General features: G+C 65.6%; 14 protein-coding genes. 5 read left to right on the top strand and 9 right to left on the bottom strand.

Going from position 1 to position 15,035, the window contains the following annotated elements; all coding sequences use genetic code 11:
• The first annotated feature begins 57 nt into the window (after positions 1 to 57).
• Positions 58 to 1,341 carry a serine hydroxymethyltransferase gene (gene glyA, locus CH266_RS07285; protein WP_027498141.1) on the top strand — a complete coding sequence of 428 codons (1,284 nt, stop codon included), beginning with the start codon at positions 58 to 60 and terminating at the stop codon, positions 1,339 to 1,341.
• 429 nt (positions 1,342 to 1,770) lie between these two features.
• A complete protein-coding gene (locus tag CH266_RS07280) occupies positions 1,771 to 3,096 on the top strand; it encodes a PhoH family protein (RefSeq protein ID WP_027498140.1) in 1,326 nt (441 codons plus the stop codon).
• 53 nt (positions 3,097 to 3,149) lie between these two features.
• On the opposite strand, the gene CH266_RS07275 is transcribed toward CH266_RS07280, so the two are convergent.
• Positions 3,150 to 3,557 (bottom strand): limonene-1,2-epoxide hydrolase family protein, encoded by a 408-nt coding sequence (locus tag CH266_RS07275; RefSeq protein WP_222088167.1) that lies wholly within the window; start codon positions 3,555 to 3,557, stop codon positions 3,150 to 3,152.
• Positions 3,554 to 5,146: a serine hydrolase gene (locus tag CH266_RS07270; protein WP_094715218.1), complete on the bottom strand. Its 1,593-nt coding sequence runs from the start codon at positions 5,144 to 5,146 to the stop codon at positions 3,554 to 3,556. The genes CH266_RS07275 and CH266_RS07270 overlap by 4 nt, the downstream gene beginning before the upstream one ends.
• Before the next feature lie 129 nt (positions 5,147 to 5,275).
• Here CH266_RS07270 and CH266_RS07265 point away from each other — a divergent pair, with 129 nt between their 5' ends.
• Positions 5,276 to 6,133, top strand: coding sequence for an acyl-ACP desaturase (locus tag CH266_RS07265; protein WP_032365327.1), 858 nt, complete (start codon positions 5,276 to 5,278; stop codon positions 6,131 to 6,133).
• 153 nt (positions 6,134 to 6,286) lie between these two features.
• Here CH266_RS07265 and CH266_RS07260 read toward each other — a convergent pair whose 3' ends face one another.
• Together CH266_RS07260 and glpX are read right to left on the bottom strand one after the other, a co-directional pair.
• The gene (locus CH266_RS07260; RefSeq protein ID WP_094715032.1) at positions 6,287 to 7,690 is read right to left on the bottom strand and encodes a class II fumarate hydratase; all 1,404 of its coding nucleotides are present in this window, start codon (positions 7,688 to 7,690) and stop codon (positions 6,287 to 6,289) included.
• 32 nt (positions 7,691 to 7,722) lie between these two features.
• On the bottom strand, positions 7,723 to 8,763 hold the full coding sequence (gene glpX / locus CH266_RS07255; RefSeq protein ID WP_027498135.1) for a class II fructose-bisphosphatase: 1,041 nt from the start codon (positions 8,761 to 8,763) through the stop codon (positions 7,723 to 7,725).
• A 135-nt stretch (positions 8,764 to 8,898) separates the two neighbouring features.
• On the opposite strand from glpX, the gene CH266_RS07250 reads away from it, so the two are divergent.
• The gene (locus CH266_RS07250) at positions 8,899 to 9,468 is read left to right on the top strand and encodes a DUF4245 domain-containing protein (protein ID WP_094715031.1); all 570 of its coding nucleotides are present in this window, start codon (positions 8,899 to 8,901) and stop codon (positions 9,466 to 9,468) included.
• Here the strand turns inward: CH266_RS07250 and CH266_RS07245 are convergent.
• From CH266_RS07245 to CH266_RS07235, 3 genes are read right to left on the bottom strand one after another with little or no spacing between them, the layout of a single operon-like run.
• The gene (locus tag CH266_RS07245; protein WP_027498133.1) at positions 9,465 to 9,689 is read right to left on the bottom strand and encodes an exodeoxyribonuclease VII small subunit; all 225 of its coding nucleotides are present in this window, start codon (positions 9,687 to 9,689) and stop codon (positions 9,465 to 9,467) included. The genes CH266_RS07250 and CH266_RS07245 overlap by 4 nt on opposite strands.
• Positions 9,690 to 9,703: 14 nt before the next feature.
• Entirely contained in the window at positions 9,704 to 10,966 is a 1,263-nt protein-coding gene (gene xseA, locus CH266_RS07240; RefSeq protein ID WP_052053104.1) for an exodeoxyribonuclease VII large subunit, read from the bottom strand.
• A complete protein-coding gene (locus CH266_RS07235) occupies positions 10,963 to 11,580 on the bottom strand; it encodes a lipid droplet-associated protein (RefSeq protein ID WP_094715030.1) in 618 nt (205 codons plus the stop codon). Before CH266_RS07235 ends, xseA begins: the two co-directional genes overlap by 4 nt.
• A gap of 96 nt (positions 11,581 to 11,676) precedes the next feature.
• Between CH266_RS07235 and CH266_RS07230 the strand changes: the two genes are divergently transcribed.
• Positions 11,677 to 12,684: a 4-hydroxy-3-methylbut-2-enyl diphosphate reductase gene (locus CH266_RS07230; RefSeq protein ID WP_027498130.1), complete on the top strand. Its 1,008-nt coding sequence runs from the start codon at positions 11,677 to 11,679 to the stop codon at positions 12,682 to 12,684.
• 30 nt (positions 12,685 to 12,714) lie between these two features.
• Here the strand turns inward: CH266_RS07230 and CH266_RS07225 are convergent, their stop codons facing one another.
• Positions 12,715 to 13,821, bottom strand: coding sequence for a DUF6542 domain-containing protein (locus tag CH266_RS07225; RefSeq protein ID WP_176457031.1), 1,107 nt, complete (start codon positions 13,819 to 13,821; stop codon positions 12,715 to 12,717).
• Positions 13,822 to 13,841: 20 nt separating this feature from the next.
• On the bottom strand, positions 13,842 to 15,008 hold the full coding sequence (locus CH266_RS07220) for a DNA recombination protein RmuC (protein WP_032369877.1): 1,167 nt from the start codon (positions 15,006 to 15,008) through the stop codon (positions 13,842 to 13,844).
• Positions 15,009 to 15,035 lie beyond the last annotated feature (27 nt).

Below are 15,035 nucleotides of genomic sequence, written 5' to 3'. Positions count from 1 at the left end.
CCAGGTCCGTTGTTTATTGATGCCCCCTTACTCTGCTGTCCCTTGGAGACTCCTGTTATGACTGACGTCAACAACCTGTCACTGGCCGAGCTCGATCCCGAGGTCGCCGCGGCGATGGCAGGTGAACTGGGACGTCAGCGCGACACCCTCGAGATGATTGCCTCGGAAAACTTCGTGCCCCGCGCGGTTCTGCAGGCCCAGGGCAGCGTCCTGACCAACAAGTACGCCGAGGGATACCCCGGACGCCGCTACTACGGCGGCTGCGAGCACGTCGACATCGTCGAGGACCTCGCCCGTAATCGCGCCAAGGAACTCTTCGGTGCCGAGTTCGCCAACGTGCAGCCGCACGCCGGTGCGCAGGCCAACGCCGCGGTACTGATGGCACTGATCAACCCGGGCGACAAGATCATGGGCCTCGACCTGGCCCACGGCGGCCACCTCACCCACGGCATGAAGCTCAACTTCTCGGGCAAGCTCTACGAGGTCGAGTCCTACGGGGTGTCGAAAGAAGATCACCGCATCGACATGGACGAGGTGCGCAAGCAGGCCATCGCCGCCAAGCCCCAGGTGCTGATCGCCGGCTGGTCGGCCTACCCGCGCCACCAGGACTTCGCTGCGTTCCGTTCCATCGCCGACGAAGTGGGCGCACTGCTCTGGGTCGACATGGCGCACTTCGCCGGACTCGTCGCCGCAGGCGTACACCCCTCACCCGTGCCCTACGCAGACGTCGTGTCCTCCACGGTGCACAAGACCCTCGGCGGACCGCGCTCCGGCATCATCCTCGCCAAGAAGGAATGGGCCAAGAAGCTCAACTCCGCCGTGTTCCCCGGCCAGCAGGGTGGGCCGCTGATGCACGCCATCGCCGCGAAGGCCGTCGCCTTCAAGATCGCTGCGACGCCGGAGTTCAAGGAACGTCAGGAACGCACCCTCCTCGGCGCGTCGCTGCTCGCCGAGCGTCTCACCGGTGCCGACGTCGCCGACAAGGGCGTCTCCGTCCTCACCGGCGGCACCGACGTGCACCTCGTCCTCGTCGACCTCCGCAACTCCGAGCTCGACGGCCAGCAGGCAGAAGACCTCCTGCACGAGGTCGGCATCACCGTCAACCGCAACGCTGTGCCCTTCGACCCACGCCCGCCCATGGTCACCTCCGGCCTGCGCATCGGCACCGGCGCACTCGCCACCCGAGGATTCGGCGAAGCCGAGTTCACCGAGGTCGCCGACATCATCGCAACCGCCCTGGCCACCGGGCAGGCCACCGACGCCCTCAAAGAACGCGTCGTGAAACTGGCACAGAGCAAGCCGCTGTACGAGGGCCTCGAAGACTGGGGATTGCTGGGCTGACCCTGGCTTTCCTGCCCACCCCGGTCGCGTCAATGGACCATTGCAGCGTTCGGACGTCTGCAGTGGTTCATTCACGCTGGTCCCCGGTAGGATCAATGTGGCTATCAGTCGATCTGAGTGCAACAAAGCCACATTGATCCGACGGGGGAGGGCGGTCTCGGCACCGAACGTCCCGCCGACCTGGGGCGAATCGGCCGTAACGCGTTGTTCACCGACACGCCAGACTTCCAGCGAGCCGATACCGGATTTCGGCGGTACCGTCGGCAGTAACAGGCAGCGGGGAAGCTGCCTGTGCGGGAGGTTCTGATACGTGACTGCGCTAGTGAGCGCGAGAGGGCCGGTACCCGGTCCTCGTGTCACCTGACACATCGGACCCGACCGGCCGAGCGACAGAGTTTGCGCGGTGCCGCGCAAACGTAGGAGCCCCACGTGACCACTTCACGCTCCGTTTCCGCCCCTCTTCGGACATTCGTGCTCGATACCTCGGTCCTGCTGTCGGATCCGTGGGCAGTCATCCGGTTCGCCGAGCACAATGTGGTACTTCCGTTGATCGTGATCAGCGAGTTGGAGGGCAAACGCCACCATCACGAACTGGGATGGTTCGCGCGGGAATCCTTGCGCATGCTCGACGACCTTCGCGTAGAATTCGGCCGACTCGATCAGCCGGTCCCCATCGGAACGTCCGGCGGCACACTGCAAGTCGAGCTCAATCACACCGATCCGTCGGTGCTTCCCGTCGGATTCCGTACCGACTCCAACGATTCTCGAATCCTCGCCTGTGCCCTGAATTTGGCGGCTGAGGGCAAAGATGTGGTGCTGGTCAGCAAGGATATCCCGCTGCGCGTCAAGGCCGGTGCTGTCGGGCTCCCCGCCGACGAGTACCACGCTCACGACGTCGTGCCGTCCGGATGGACCGGTATGACGGAGCTCGAGGTGCCCTCCGACGCCGTGGACACCCTGTTCAACGACGGTGTCATCGATCTCGTCGAGGCCCGAGACTTGCCGTGTCACACCGGAGTTCGACTGCTTGCCGGACGGCAGAGTGCGCTGGGGCGCGTCACGCCCGACAAGCAGCTTCAGCTCGTGCGCGGCGAGCGTGAGGCGTTCGGCCTGCACGGTCGTTCGGCGGAACAACGTGTGGCGCTCGATCTTCTGCTCGACGAGAGCATCGGCATCGTCTCGCTCGGCGGCAAGGCCGGCACCGGTAAGTCCGCACTGGCTCTCACTGCCGGACTCGAGGCCGTCCTCGAACGTCGCTCGCATCGGAAAGTTGTTGTCTTCCGGCCTCTTTACGCCGTCGGTGGTCAGGAACTCGGCTACCTCCCCGGCAGTGAGAGTGAAAAGATGGGCCCGTGGGGCCAGGCTGTCTTCGACACCCTCGAAGGGCTGGCCAGCCCGGAGGTCATGGAGGAGGTCATCGCCCGCGGCATGCTGGAAGTGTTGCCGCTGACGCACATTCGCGGTCGCTCGCTCCACGATTCGTTCGTGATCGTCGACGAGGCGCAGTCACTCGAGCGCAATGTGCTGCTCACGGTCCTGTCACGACTGGGGTCGGGCTCACGCGTCGTGCTCACCCACGACGTCGCGCAACGAGACAACCTGCGGGTCGGACGACACGACGGCGTCGCTGCCGTCATCGAAAAGCTCAAGGGGCACCCGCTTTTCGCGCACATCACCCTCACTCGCAGTGAGCGTTCACCGATCGCTGCACTGGTGACCGAAATGCTCGAGGAATTCGGTCCGTCAGGGGCCTGACGCCCCTCGTGAGTGGAACTTCGTAGCCTGCTACGAAGTCCCACTCACATGGGTCACCGGCCCACCGCAGCCCGTAGTACTCCTCGCACAACGCCTTGGAGGAAATCGACGTTGTCGAAATAGTCGCGCCACACAGCTACTTTGCCGTCGCGCAGCTCGAATGTTCCGCACACCCAGAACTCGACACGAAGCCGACGCCAGATCAGGACGTCGGTGCGCTCGGTGAGCACGACATCTCCGTCGGCCGCGATGTTGTGCACGACGACGTCGAAGCCGTAACCCGGCTTGGCCAGCAGCGTCAGAAATCTGCCTACGTTCGAGATTCCGCGCACCTTGGGAAGCCCGACGTTGTGCCACACGATCTTCTCGTCGAGAAGCGCCAGCGCGCGATCGGTCTCGCGAAGCCTCAACGCGTCGAACAGGTTTTGCACGCTGTCGGTTGCTTGTCGGGTGTCAGTCACTTGGTGAACCGTCCTAATCCATCGCCGTCGAAGAACTCGAGTGTGACCGTGTTCCCCTCGAATGTCGCCTGAGAAATCGTTCCGTCCGGTGCGTTCTCACCGGTCGGCTCGAACGCGAACGTATCACCGTCCCAGTGCGACAACTCGTAGGAAGTCGAGTTCGGTCCGAGGGTCAACACCAGCCTCCCGTCGACCTCCGCGACGGTCGCCGGCCCCCAGTAGGCGTTCTGGTACACCCCGGTGTACGACGTGAGCGGTTGTGGCGCAGCGGCATTCGTCGGAGCGGTCTTTCCCGCGAGCTCGCCCTCCGGCTCGCTCATACCGGCGAAGGCATTCTTGTACAGCGTTCGCCAGTCCTCGCGTACCTCGCCGAACTGCACGAGGTCGGCGAACTCGGCCGTGACCGTTTCTGCGATGCCGAGTGGCGCGGCGTTGGTCAGTACGACGATGGCGACGTCGAGCGACGGGATCCAGAGAAAGTTCGTGCCCGCCCCGAGCGCGAACGCTCCGGAATGGCTGACGGTCGTGCGGCCGGCTGCACTGGTGGAGACGTTGAATCCGTACCCGTAGAAGCCCGCGCGCGAATCCGCCGTCGTCGACGGGCTCGAGACGATCTGCGCGCTGATGGCAGGAAGGAGGGCCTCGGGATCGACGATCTGTTTTCCGTCGTGGGTGCCGTCGGCGATGAGCATTGTCAGCCACCTGGCGAGATCGTTCACCGAGGAGCTGACGCCACCGGCCGGCGTCTGCGGATCGGGTTCGCGTTGGTATCGGGCCTGATACTCGCCGTCCACGAGGACGTGAGGTACCGCTCGGTCGGCGCGGTCGATGTAGTCGGAGAACGACGAGCTGGTCGAGGTCATGCCGAGTGGACCGTAGATCGTGTCCTGGCTGAGGGTGTCCCAATCCTTGCCCGAGGCGGCAGCAACGGCCTCGGCCGCGGCTGTGATCCCGAAGTTGGTGTAGTGATACGTGGATCGGAACGGATCGAGGGGCACCTCCCGAAGGCGCTCGAGGATCTGTCTGCGGTCGTAGCCGAGGTCTTCGAGCAGATCGCCTTCGTGCTCTGGGAGTCCGCTTCGATGCGCGTAGAAGTCGCCGACCGTGATGTTCTGGGTCACCCATGGATCGTCCAGCGCAAACCACGGCAGCTCGGAGACCACCGGCGTCGACCAGTCGATGACACCCGCTCCCACCTGTGAGGCGACGACCGTCGCACCTACCGACTTGGACAGCGAGGCCAGCTGGAACACGGTGTCGCCGTCGATCGGGTCGTCCTTCCCCATTTCGCGAACGCCGAAGCCTTTCGAGTAGACGACGTCCGAACCGTGCACGACGGCAATGGCCATACCCGGAATGGTCGACGACGCCATCAGCTCGTCGGCGATACCGTCGAGCTTGCCGACCGCATCGTCGACGCGACCGGCCGGAACGTCGACGCCGGCAACCTGGCCGGGCGACAGATCCTCGGTCGGCACCGGCTCGGACGCCGGTGGACTGTCTGCGGTGGGTGCGTCTTCGGAGCACCCTGCCAACAGAACCAGAGAGCACACAACAGCAAGACACAGAAAAGTTCGACCCGACCGCATCATGAGGAGTCCTCACATCGATGACTGGATGCACCTGAGGATAGACCCGCAACGACCTGGCGTTAGGAGAATTCACAGAGGTCAGGGGCGCGACGTCGGACGCTCGGCGGCAGGCGCTACGGTTACCGCATGTCTACGAACCTGTCCGACGGTGATCTGCTGGTCCGTTTGGAGCCCGCGGTCGAAGAGAATCTACGACGCCATATCGAGGCAGCGAGTGATTGGCACCCCCATGAGCTCGCGCCGTTCGACGACGGCAAGAACTTCGCGTTCCTCGGCGGCGAGGATTGGTCGCCCGAGCAGTCGCACCTGAGCGACGTCGAAATTCTGTCCGCCACGGTGGGCGTGTTGGTGGCCGACAACCTCCCCGCCTACCACCGGGAACTGGCCCACGCCCTCACCGGCCTCGGTGCCTGGTGGAAGTGGACGGGCCGCTGGACGTCGGAAGAGAACCGACAGTCGATCGTGCTGCGCAACTTCCTGGTGCTCACCCGCGCTGTCGATCCGGTCGCCCTCGAGCGAGTGCGGATGGAACACATGACCCTCGGATTCGACGCGCCCAGCCAGCGGCTGCTCGACATCCTGGCGCACTTCGCCATCGAAGAAGCTGCCGCCGCCTTGCGTAACCGCAACACCATCGCCCTCGGCAAGGATCCGGTACTGGCCACCATCCTCGGCAAAATTGCCGACGACGACGAGCTGCAGTCGGCATTCTTCGCCAGCATCCTCGACGAGGCATTCGCTGTCGTACCCGATCAGGCTGCGCGCGCAGTGGCCGACCGTATCAACGGCTTCAAGATCCCCGAGATCGAGCTTCCGGACCGCGGCAGCAGCATCGCCGCCCTCGCCGAAGCCGGCATCTACGACGCCGACCAGGAACGCGACAAGGTGTTCAAGCCGTTGCTCGCAGGCTGGAAGATCTTCGACCGCACCGATCTGGGTGAGGACGGCCTGAAGGCACGCGAAGAACTCGCGCACCTGGCCTGAGGTTTCGGCCCCTTTCGAAAGCGCCCCGCCCCCGGTCGGATCAATGCGACTTTGTTGCAGTCTGAGTGACTGAAACCCACATTGATCCAACCGGGGGCGGGCGCGTTCAAGGGTGCAGCGGGTCCTGCGGGTCCGGCGGGTAGAGCAGCGAAACTAGTCCTTGACCTTCGCCATGGCCAGGACGTCGAGGCGCTTGTCCAGTTCGGCTTCGCTGAGCTTGTCGCCGATCAGTCCGCGGTCGATGACGGTCTGGCGGATTGTCTTCTTTTCCTTGAGGGCCTGCTTGGCGACTGCGGCCGCTTCCTCGTAGCCGATTGCGGAGTTCAGCGGCGTCACGATGGACGGCGAGGACTCGGCGAGGGTCTTGAGGTGCTCGACATTGGCTTCGAGGCCGACGACGCACTTGTCGGCGAACAGCACCGAGACGTTGGCGAGCAACTTGAAGGATTCGAGAACGTTGCGGGCCATCATCGGGATGTAGACGTTGAGCTCGAAGGCACCCGATGCGCCGCCGAAGGCCACTGCCGCGTCGTTACCGATGACCTGTGCGGCGACCTGCGTAACAGCCTCGGGGAGAACGGGATTGACCTTGCCGGGCATGATCGAGCTGCCGGGCTGCAGGTCGGGGAGTGCGATCTCGCCGAGTCCGGTGAGCGGCCCCGATCCCATCCAGCGAATGTCGTTGGCGATCTTGGTCAGTGACACTGCGATGGTGCGCAGTGCGCCGGATGCCTCGACCAGTCCGTCACGAGCGGCCTGCGCCTCGAACGAATCCTTGGCGGCGGTGAGGGCGTCGATGCCCGTCGACTTCGCCAGAGCAGCAACAACTTTCGGGCCGAAGCCGTCGGGTGCGTTGAGGCCGGTGCCGACGGCGGTGCCGCCGATGGGCAGTTCACCCAGACGCGGCAGGGTGGCTTCGACGCGCTCGATGCCGGCCTCGATCTGCCGGGCGTAGCCGCCGAATTCCTGACCGAGAGTGACGGGGACGGCATCCATCAGGTGGGTGCGTCCGGACTTCACGACGTGCTTCCACTCGGTGGCCTTGGTCACCAGAGCCTCGTGCAGGTGCCGCAGCGCGGGCACCAGGGAGGTGACGGCTGCTTCGGTAGCGGCGACGTGCGTGGCCGTCGGGAACGTGTCGTTGGAGGACTGCGACATGTTCACGTGGTCGTTGGGGTGCACCTCGACGCCGTTGGCCTTGGCGATCGACGCGATGACCTCGTTGGCGTTCATGTTGGAGCTGGTGCCCGAGCCGGTCTGGAAGACGTCGATCGGGAACTGATCGTCGTGCTTGCCCTCGGCGATTTCGTTGGCGGCCGCGATGATCGCGTCGGCCAATGCGCCGTCGAGCAGACCGAGATCCTTGTTGACCTGCGCGCAGGCTGCCTTGAGCAGGCCCATCGCGCGGATCTGGGTGCGCTCGAGCGGGCGGCCCGAGATGGGGAAGTTCTCCACCGCACGCTGCGTCTGGGCGCGCCAGAGCGCGTCGATGGGGACGCGAACCTCTCCCATGGTGTCGTGTTCGATCCGGAACTGCTGTTCGTCTGTCTGCGTCATGAGCCTTACTTTGCCAGTCGTGGTTTCGGGGATCAGAAGGACGGTGCCTGGCCGGATTCGTCGGCGTCGAAGTCCACCGAGGAGTACTCGCGCAGCTTCTCGAGGCGGTGGTAGGCGTCGATCATGCGCACGGTGCCGGACTTGGAGCGCATGACGATGGACTGGGTGTGGGCTCCGCCGCCCGCGTAGCGGACGCCGCGCAGCAGGTCGCCGTCGGTGACGCCGGTGGCGGTGAAGAAGACGTTCTCGCCCGAGACGAGGTCCTTGGTGTCGAGGACGCGATCGAGGTCGTGCCCGGCGTCGATGGCCTTCTGCTTCTCGGTGTCGTCCGTGGGTGCCAGACGGCCCAGGATCGCGCCGTCCATGCAGCGCATCGCGGCGGCCGCGATGATGCCCTCGGGCGTTCCGCCGGTGCCGATGAGCATGTCGGTGCCGGAGTCGGGACGAGCGGCGGCGATGGCACCGGCGACGTCACCGTCGGAGATCAACCGGATGCGTGATCCGGCGTCGCGCACCTGCTGGATCAGTTCGGCATGCCTGGGGCGGTCGAGGATGCACACCGTCACGTCGGAGGCGGAACCCTTCTTGATCTTGGCGATGCGGGCGATGTTCTCGGCGACGGGGACGGTGATGTCGATGACGTCGGCGTAATCGGGTCCGACGGCGATCTTCTCCATGTAGAACACGGCCGAGGGGTCGAACATCGCGCCGCGTTCGGCAACGGCGAGTACCGAGATGGCGTTGGGCATGCCCTTGGCCATCAGGGTGGTTCCGTCGACGGGGTCGACGGCGAAGTCCACCTCGGGTCCGTTTCCGTTGCCGACCTGCTCGCCGTTGTAGAGCATCGGCGCTTCGTCCTTCTCGCCTTCGCCGATGACGACGACGCCGCGCATGGAGACCGAGCTGACCAACTGACGCATCGCGTCGACGGCTGCTCCGTCGCCACCTTCCTTGTCGCCCCGACCGACCCAGCGACCCGAGGCGAGCGCACCGGCCTCGGTGACGCGGACGAGTTCGAGTGCGAGGTTGCGATCTGGCGCCATGGCGCGAGTGGACTCGGTGCTGGCCGTCATCGGTTTGTAGCCTCCTGGTTGGTGGGGTGTTACCCAGGCAGGATTATCTCACTTCTGTGATGCCCGCGGTGGGGTCGGGTCGACTGTGAGGTACGCGCCGACCGAGCACTGCCGCACAGAGGGGATACTGGAGATGTGGCAAACAGCAAACCTCGGATTCTCAACAACAACCGCGACATGGTCTGGTCGCTGATTCCGCTGGTCATTGCGTGTTTGTTGATCGCAGGCGTGGCCAGTCAGTGCTCGTTGAGCCCGGGTGGACCCAAGCAGGGACCCATTCCCAACTTCGACGTGAACTCGGCACTGCAGTACGACGCGGCCGAAATAGGGTTCCCGGTGCGCAATCCGGTCGTTCCCGAGGAATGGACGCCCAATTCGGGCAGCCGCGCGACCATTTCCGGTGACAGCGGTGGAGCGGCGTCGACTGTCGGATACATCACCGGATCGGGTGCGTACCTGCAGTTGACTCAGACGGCCGCGTCCGAGGAACTGGTGGTGCCGTTCGTGGCCGGGGAGACGGTGTACGTGTCGGGCGCGCAGAACGTCTCGGGTCGAGACTGGGTCGTGTACGGCGAGGAAGGCTCGCGCACCTACTGGGTCTCGGACTTCGGTGACGTGCGAATCCTGTTGGGCGGCACGGCGAACACCGAGGAATTCACCACTCTCGCGGCTGCGGTCGAGGCCACCGAACCGCTCGCGCCCTAGCTGTCGTTCTCGGTGCTCGCCAGCGCGGTCTCGATGCGCTTGCGGGCGCCCGCCAGTTGTTCTTCGCAGCGCGTCGCCAATTGTTCGCCGCGCTCCCACAGGGCCAGGGAAGCGTCGAGGTCGAGCCCGCCCTGCTCGAGGATCTTCACCACGCCGACCAGCTCGTCGCGGGCTTCCTCGTAGCCCAGTTCGGACACCGGCTTGTCTTCGTTCTCGCTCATCGAATCTCCCTCTGTCATTTCACTCGGCCCATTACTGCGGCGGTGACGGCACCGTCGGCCACCCGCACCCTGATCTGTGTACCCGGCGGCGCGTCCTCGACCGAACGCAGTACCTCGGGATCTGCACCCGGCACCACCCGCTGTACGACGGCATAGCCCCGGGCAAGTGTGGCAGCAGGCCCCAGCGTCGACAGTCTCGCCCGCAGATGTTCGACGAGCGTGTCCTGGGTGGTCAGCTCGCGTTGCACGTCGCGTCGAGCTGCATCGGCGAGTCGCCGAACTTCCTCGCGACGCTGTTCGAGGGCCGCCAACGGATCGGCCAACACGGGTCGATGCCGCAGCATCTCCAGCCCGCGCGCCTCCCGTTCCACCCAATTGCGGAGCGCTGCAGCGCTTCTGGCCTTAAGCTCCGCGACCAACGCTTGTTCGGCGACGGCGTCGGGCACCACGAGCTTGGCGGCATCGGTGGGGGTGGCGGCGCGCAGGTCGGCGACGTGATCGCTGAGGGGACTGTCGGGTTCGTGTCCGATGGCGCTGACGATCGGCGTCGTCGCCCGTGAGATGGCTCGGCACAGTGCCTCGTCGGAGAACGGCAACAGATCCTCGACGCTACCGCCGCCGCGGGCGAGAACGATGACGTCGACGCGCGGGTCGTCGTTCAGATCCTTCAACGCGTCCAGGATTGCCGGCACCGATTGTGGACCCTGAACCGGAGTGTTCCGTACCTCGAACCGCACTGCAGGCCAACGCCTCTGCGCGACGGTGAGGACGTCCTTCTCGGCTGCGCTGGCGCGAGCGGTGATGAGCCCGATGGTGCCGGGCAGGAACGGCAGCGGACGCTTGAGTCGCGGGTCGAACAGTCCTTCGGCCGCCAGCAGAGCCCGGAGCCGTTCGATGCGGGCCAGTAGTTCGCCGACACCCACAGCGCGAATATCGGTGGCGCGCAGCGAAATGGTGCCACGGCCGGTGAAGAACGACAGCTTGCCGTAGAGGATGACGCGCGCGCCCTCGGTCAGTGGAACGGGCGAACGATCCAGCAGCTGCGGCGAGCAGGTCACCGACAACGACATGTCCGCCGACGGATCACGCAGAGTCAGAAATGCCGTGCGCGTGCCGGGGCGGGCGTTGATCTGCGTCAGCTGACCCTCGACCCAGATGCTGCCGAGTTTGTCGATCCACCCGGCGACCTTCATCGCGACGGTGCGCACCGGCCATGGTTGTTCGGCGGTGCTCGCACCGGATGGGGCGGGGCCGGACTGAGTGGGGGGAGTGCTCACTTCGCCTTGGCGGTGGTGATTCGGTTGGCGAGCATGGTCTGGAACGGTGCGCGAGCCGACGTCGCGTTCTCGTACTCGAGCAGGGTTTCCAGATCCTCGATGGACAGCGTGCGCAGCCGTGCGCGCAACTGAGCCAGGGCAAGAGTGTCGAAGTCGATCATCTCGACGATCTCGGGCTTCGTCGCAGATGCTGCGGGCTTCGCCGACGTGTCCTGCACCGGTTCGTCCAGCGGAGGCGTCGAGTACAGAGCAAATCGTCCGTTCGCGGCGATGGGCTCGGCCACCGGTGCGTCGGGAACATCGACGTCATCGGTGACTGCTGCGGAGTCGAACCTCGACGTGGCCGGGAACGCGTCGTCCTCGTCCTCGTCGAAACTCGCCCACGACGGCTGCTCCTCGCGCGGAGTTCCGATCACCGGCAGAGCCGAAATGACCAGATCGCCCTTGATGGCGAGGGCTGTCACCTGCTGCTGAAGCCGCATGCCGCGCGCCAACGCCTCGCTGACGACGGTCATCGGCAACATCAACGCGGAACCGGGAAGCTTGCGGGCCTCTTCCACGACGGTCACGGCGACGCCTGCAGCCACCCGCGCCGCAAAGGGGAGTCGAGTCATGCACACCAGACTGCCCGAAGTCGTCGTCTTTGGGTAGCCGACAGGCCAGGGCCTGCGGAATGACCCGGTTGCTGCGATACACGTATCCTGGGAGGTATGTCTTCGGCCGTTCCTTTGAATCTTGGTATCGCACACTCCGCCGGCTCGCACACGACCGCGCATGCCGGGGGTAAGCGAGTGCTTCTCGCCGAGCCGCGCGGCTACTGCGCGGGCGTGGATCGCGCCGTCGAGACCGTCGAGAAGGCTCTCGAACAGCACGGTGCGCCGGTGTACGTGCGCAAGGAGATCGTGCACAACAAGCACGTGGTCGAGACGCTGTCCGATCGCGGTGCGGTGTTCGTCGAGGAAACCGACGAGGTGCCCGAGGGTTCGCTGCTGGTGTTCTCGGCGCACGGTGTCTCGCCTGCGGTCCACACTTCTGCCGCCGAGCGGAACCTGCGGACGATCGACGCGACCTGCCCGCTGGTGACCAAGGTGCACCAGGAAGCCAAGCGGTTCGCCCGAGACGACTACGACATTCTGCTCATCGGCCACGAGGGCCACGAGGAGGTCGAGGGCACCGCAGGTGAGGCACCCGAGCACATCCAGCTCGTGGACGGCCCGGAATCGGTGGACAGCGTCACGGTGCGCGACGAGAACAAGGTCATCTGGCTTTCGCAGACCACGCTGAGCGTCGACGAGACCATGATGACGGTCGCGAAGCTGCGTGAGCGGTTCCCGACCTTGCAGGATCCGCCGAGCGACGACATCTGCTACGCCACGCAGAACCGTCAGGTCGCGGTGAAGGCGATGGCACCGGAGTGCGATCTGGTGATCGTCGTCGGCTCGAAGAACTCGTCGAACTCGGTGCGCCTGGTCGAGGTCGCCCTCGGTGCCGGCGCACGGGCCAGCTACCTGGTGGATTACGCGAAAGAGATCGACCTGGCGTGGCTCGACGGCGTCGAGACCATAGGCATCACGTCGGGAGCGTCCGTGCCGGAGATCCTGGTTCAGGGCGTCATCGACCTGTTCGCCGAGCACGGATACGCGGACGTGCAGCCCGTCACCACCGCGAACGAGACCCTGGTCTTCTCCTTGCCCCGCGAGCTGCGCCCCGCACGCTGACCGGTCCATGACCCACCGGTATCGGTGGGGTCAGTCGTCGGCGTGGCGGTCGCGGTACCGAACCTGCGGCACCGGATGCGGAGGAATGTCGTCACGGCGCACGTTCGGCGGCGCGTCGTTCACAACCGGTTCGACTGTGTGCCGAGCGCTGCTGGAGTACGGATCGACGGCGTCCCGCGGCGGCTGAACCCGAGGTGAACGCTCCCGGCGAGGTTCCGTCGAATACGGTGCCTCGGACGGCTGGGGCCGCGACGGGCGCGCTACGCCGGGTGGGGGCGTGCGATCCTGCGGGTACTGGGCGCGTGATCGGGAGGGCCGCTGGTACTCGGGCTGCGGACTCGCCTGACGTGCGTATCCGGGCGTCGCCCCGGGGGTTGTTGCCGACCTTCGTGGCGCGGCACCGGAGTCGGTTGCGGCGCGAGAAGTTCCTCGGCGGCCCACGTACGGCTCGGGCACGATGTCGGTGGCCTCGACCGCGGACACGTCGTCACGGTCTGCCGCAGCTCGACGGCTACGAGCGCGCGACGGACGGTCTTCCTGCGCTCGCCGCTGTGCCCGGGTGAGTGTGTCGTCCTCGGAGGTCGGGCTCCGGCGAGCGGAGTCTCCGGCCTTGGTGCTTCGACGAGGGGCGTCTTCCGATTTCGTGCGACGCCGAGGTGTGTCGGCGGTCTTCGTGCTGCGTCGAACTGCGGGCGCGTGCGTGTTCTGCCGCTTCAGCACGATGCGTACGGCACCGAGGCCGACGGCCACGAGGGTGCCGAGCAGCATCAATGGAAATCGGTTGACCAGCGGAATCGCCACGTTCAGGATGATGTCCTTGAGGCTGGTGCCCGCGTTGTCGGTGAAGTACTGGTACGACAGCGGCACTGCCACGAACAGAATCAACGGGGCTTGGACCATCGCGGTGAACAGTCCGCGGTAGCGGACCAGCAATACCGCCGCGATGCAGCCGAGGATGTAGAGGAACGCGAACGCACCGGTCAGCTCGGTTCCACGCGCGGCGTCGATGAGAAATCCGAGAAAGGTCAGCCCTGCGGCGATCGCAACGGCACCCCACGCTGGTACGCCGGGCAGGGTCGCGAGGATGGATCGGTGATCCAGCGGTACCCCGGATCGGGCACGTTGGGAGGTAGACACCCCTCGAGGTTAGCCGTAGTTCAGCCCGCTGCATCGCTGACATGACCGAAGTCGTGCCGGTAGCGGGACGAATCGGACAGCTTGGGACGCTCGTCCACGCGTGCGATCTCCACCGGTTCGGCGTCGAACAGCTCGAGCTCGTGCAGCTTGCGGGCGGTGACACCCACCCTGCTGTCGACCGACCCGACGGTGGAGTTGAAGGACTCCACGGCCTTGCCGAGGTGGGCTCCGAGCTTGTCGAGATGTGTCGAGACGATTCCGATGCGGCCGTACAGTTCGCGGCCCAGCTGGTGGATCCGCGCCGCGTCCTCGGCGATCGACTCCTGCTTCCAGGTGTACGCGACGGTGCGCAGCAGAGCGACCAGAGTGGTCGGGGTGGCAAGAATCACGTTCCGGCCGAAGGCGTACTCCAGCAGGCTCGTATCCGACGTCAACGCGGCGTCGAGAAACGGGTCGCCGGGAACGAACAGGACGACGAACTCCGGCGTCGGCTCGAACGCCTCCCAGTAGGCCTTGTCGGCCAGTTGATCGATGTGGGTGCGCAATTGCTTGGCGTGGCGGCGCAGATGCTTGTCGCGAGCACCCGGTTCTTCGTCCTGCGCGGCGTCGAGGTAGGCAGCGAACGGCACCTTGGCGTCGACGACGATCTGCCGATCGCCGGCGAGGCGAACGATCATGTCGGGTCGAAAGCCGTCCTTGCTCACCTGAGTGTCGAAGTCGCAGTGCTTGACCATTCCGGCGAGTTCGACGACCCGTTCGAGCTGGATCTCGCCCCACCGACCTCGGATCTGCGGTGCGCGCAGTGCGGTGACCAGTTGTCCGGTCTGCATGGAGAGCTGCATCGACGCGCGATGCATTCCGGTGACCTGTTCCGACAGGCCCGCGTACGCCCTGATGCGGTGGTGCTCGACTTCTCGAACGTGCTCGGCCAGAGCATCGACGGCGTCGTGCAGTGGCTCCACCAGATGGGACACCTGCTGGCCGATGACCGTCGAATTGCGCCGCGCGGAATCCTCGTTCACCGCGCTCAGCGACTGGCGAAGCAGCGCCTCGTTCTGGCGTAGAGCCGCCAGCTGGGCCTCCGCTCGTACGGCCCGATCACCCACCCGAGAGGCATGCAACAGCCACCCCACCACGCCGCCGATGGCGAGGGCGACGAGCAGGCCGAGCGCGGTGAGAATGTTCATGGTGCCGATGATGCAGCACGCCACCGA

This window comes from Rhodococcus sp. 06-1474-1B (assembly GCF_002258885.1).
Taxonomy (GTDB): Bacteria; Actinomycetota; Actinomycetes; order Mycobacteriales; family Mycobacteriaceae; genus Rhodococcoides; species Rhodococcoides fascians.
The sequence above is the reverse complement of the archived record's forward strand: the minus strand, read 5'-3'. Positions and strand labels throughout refer to the sequence as shown.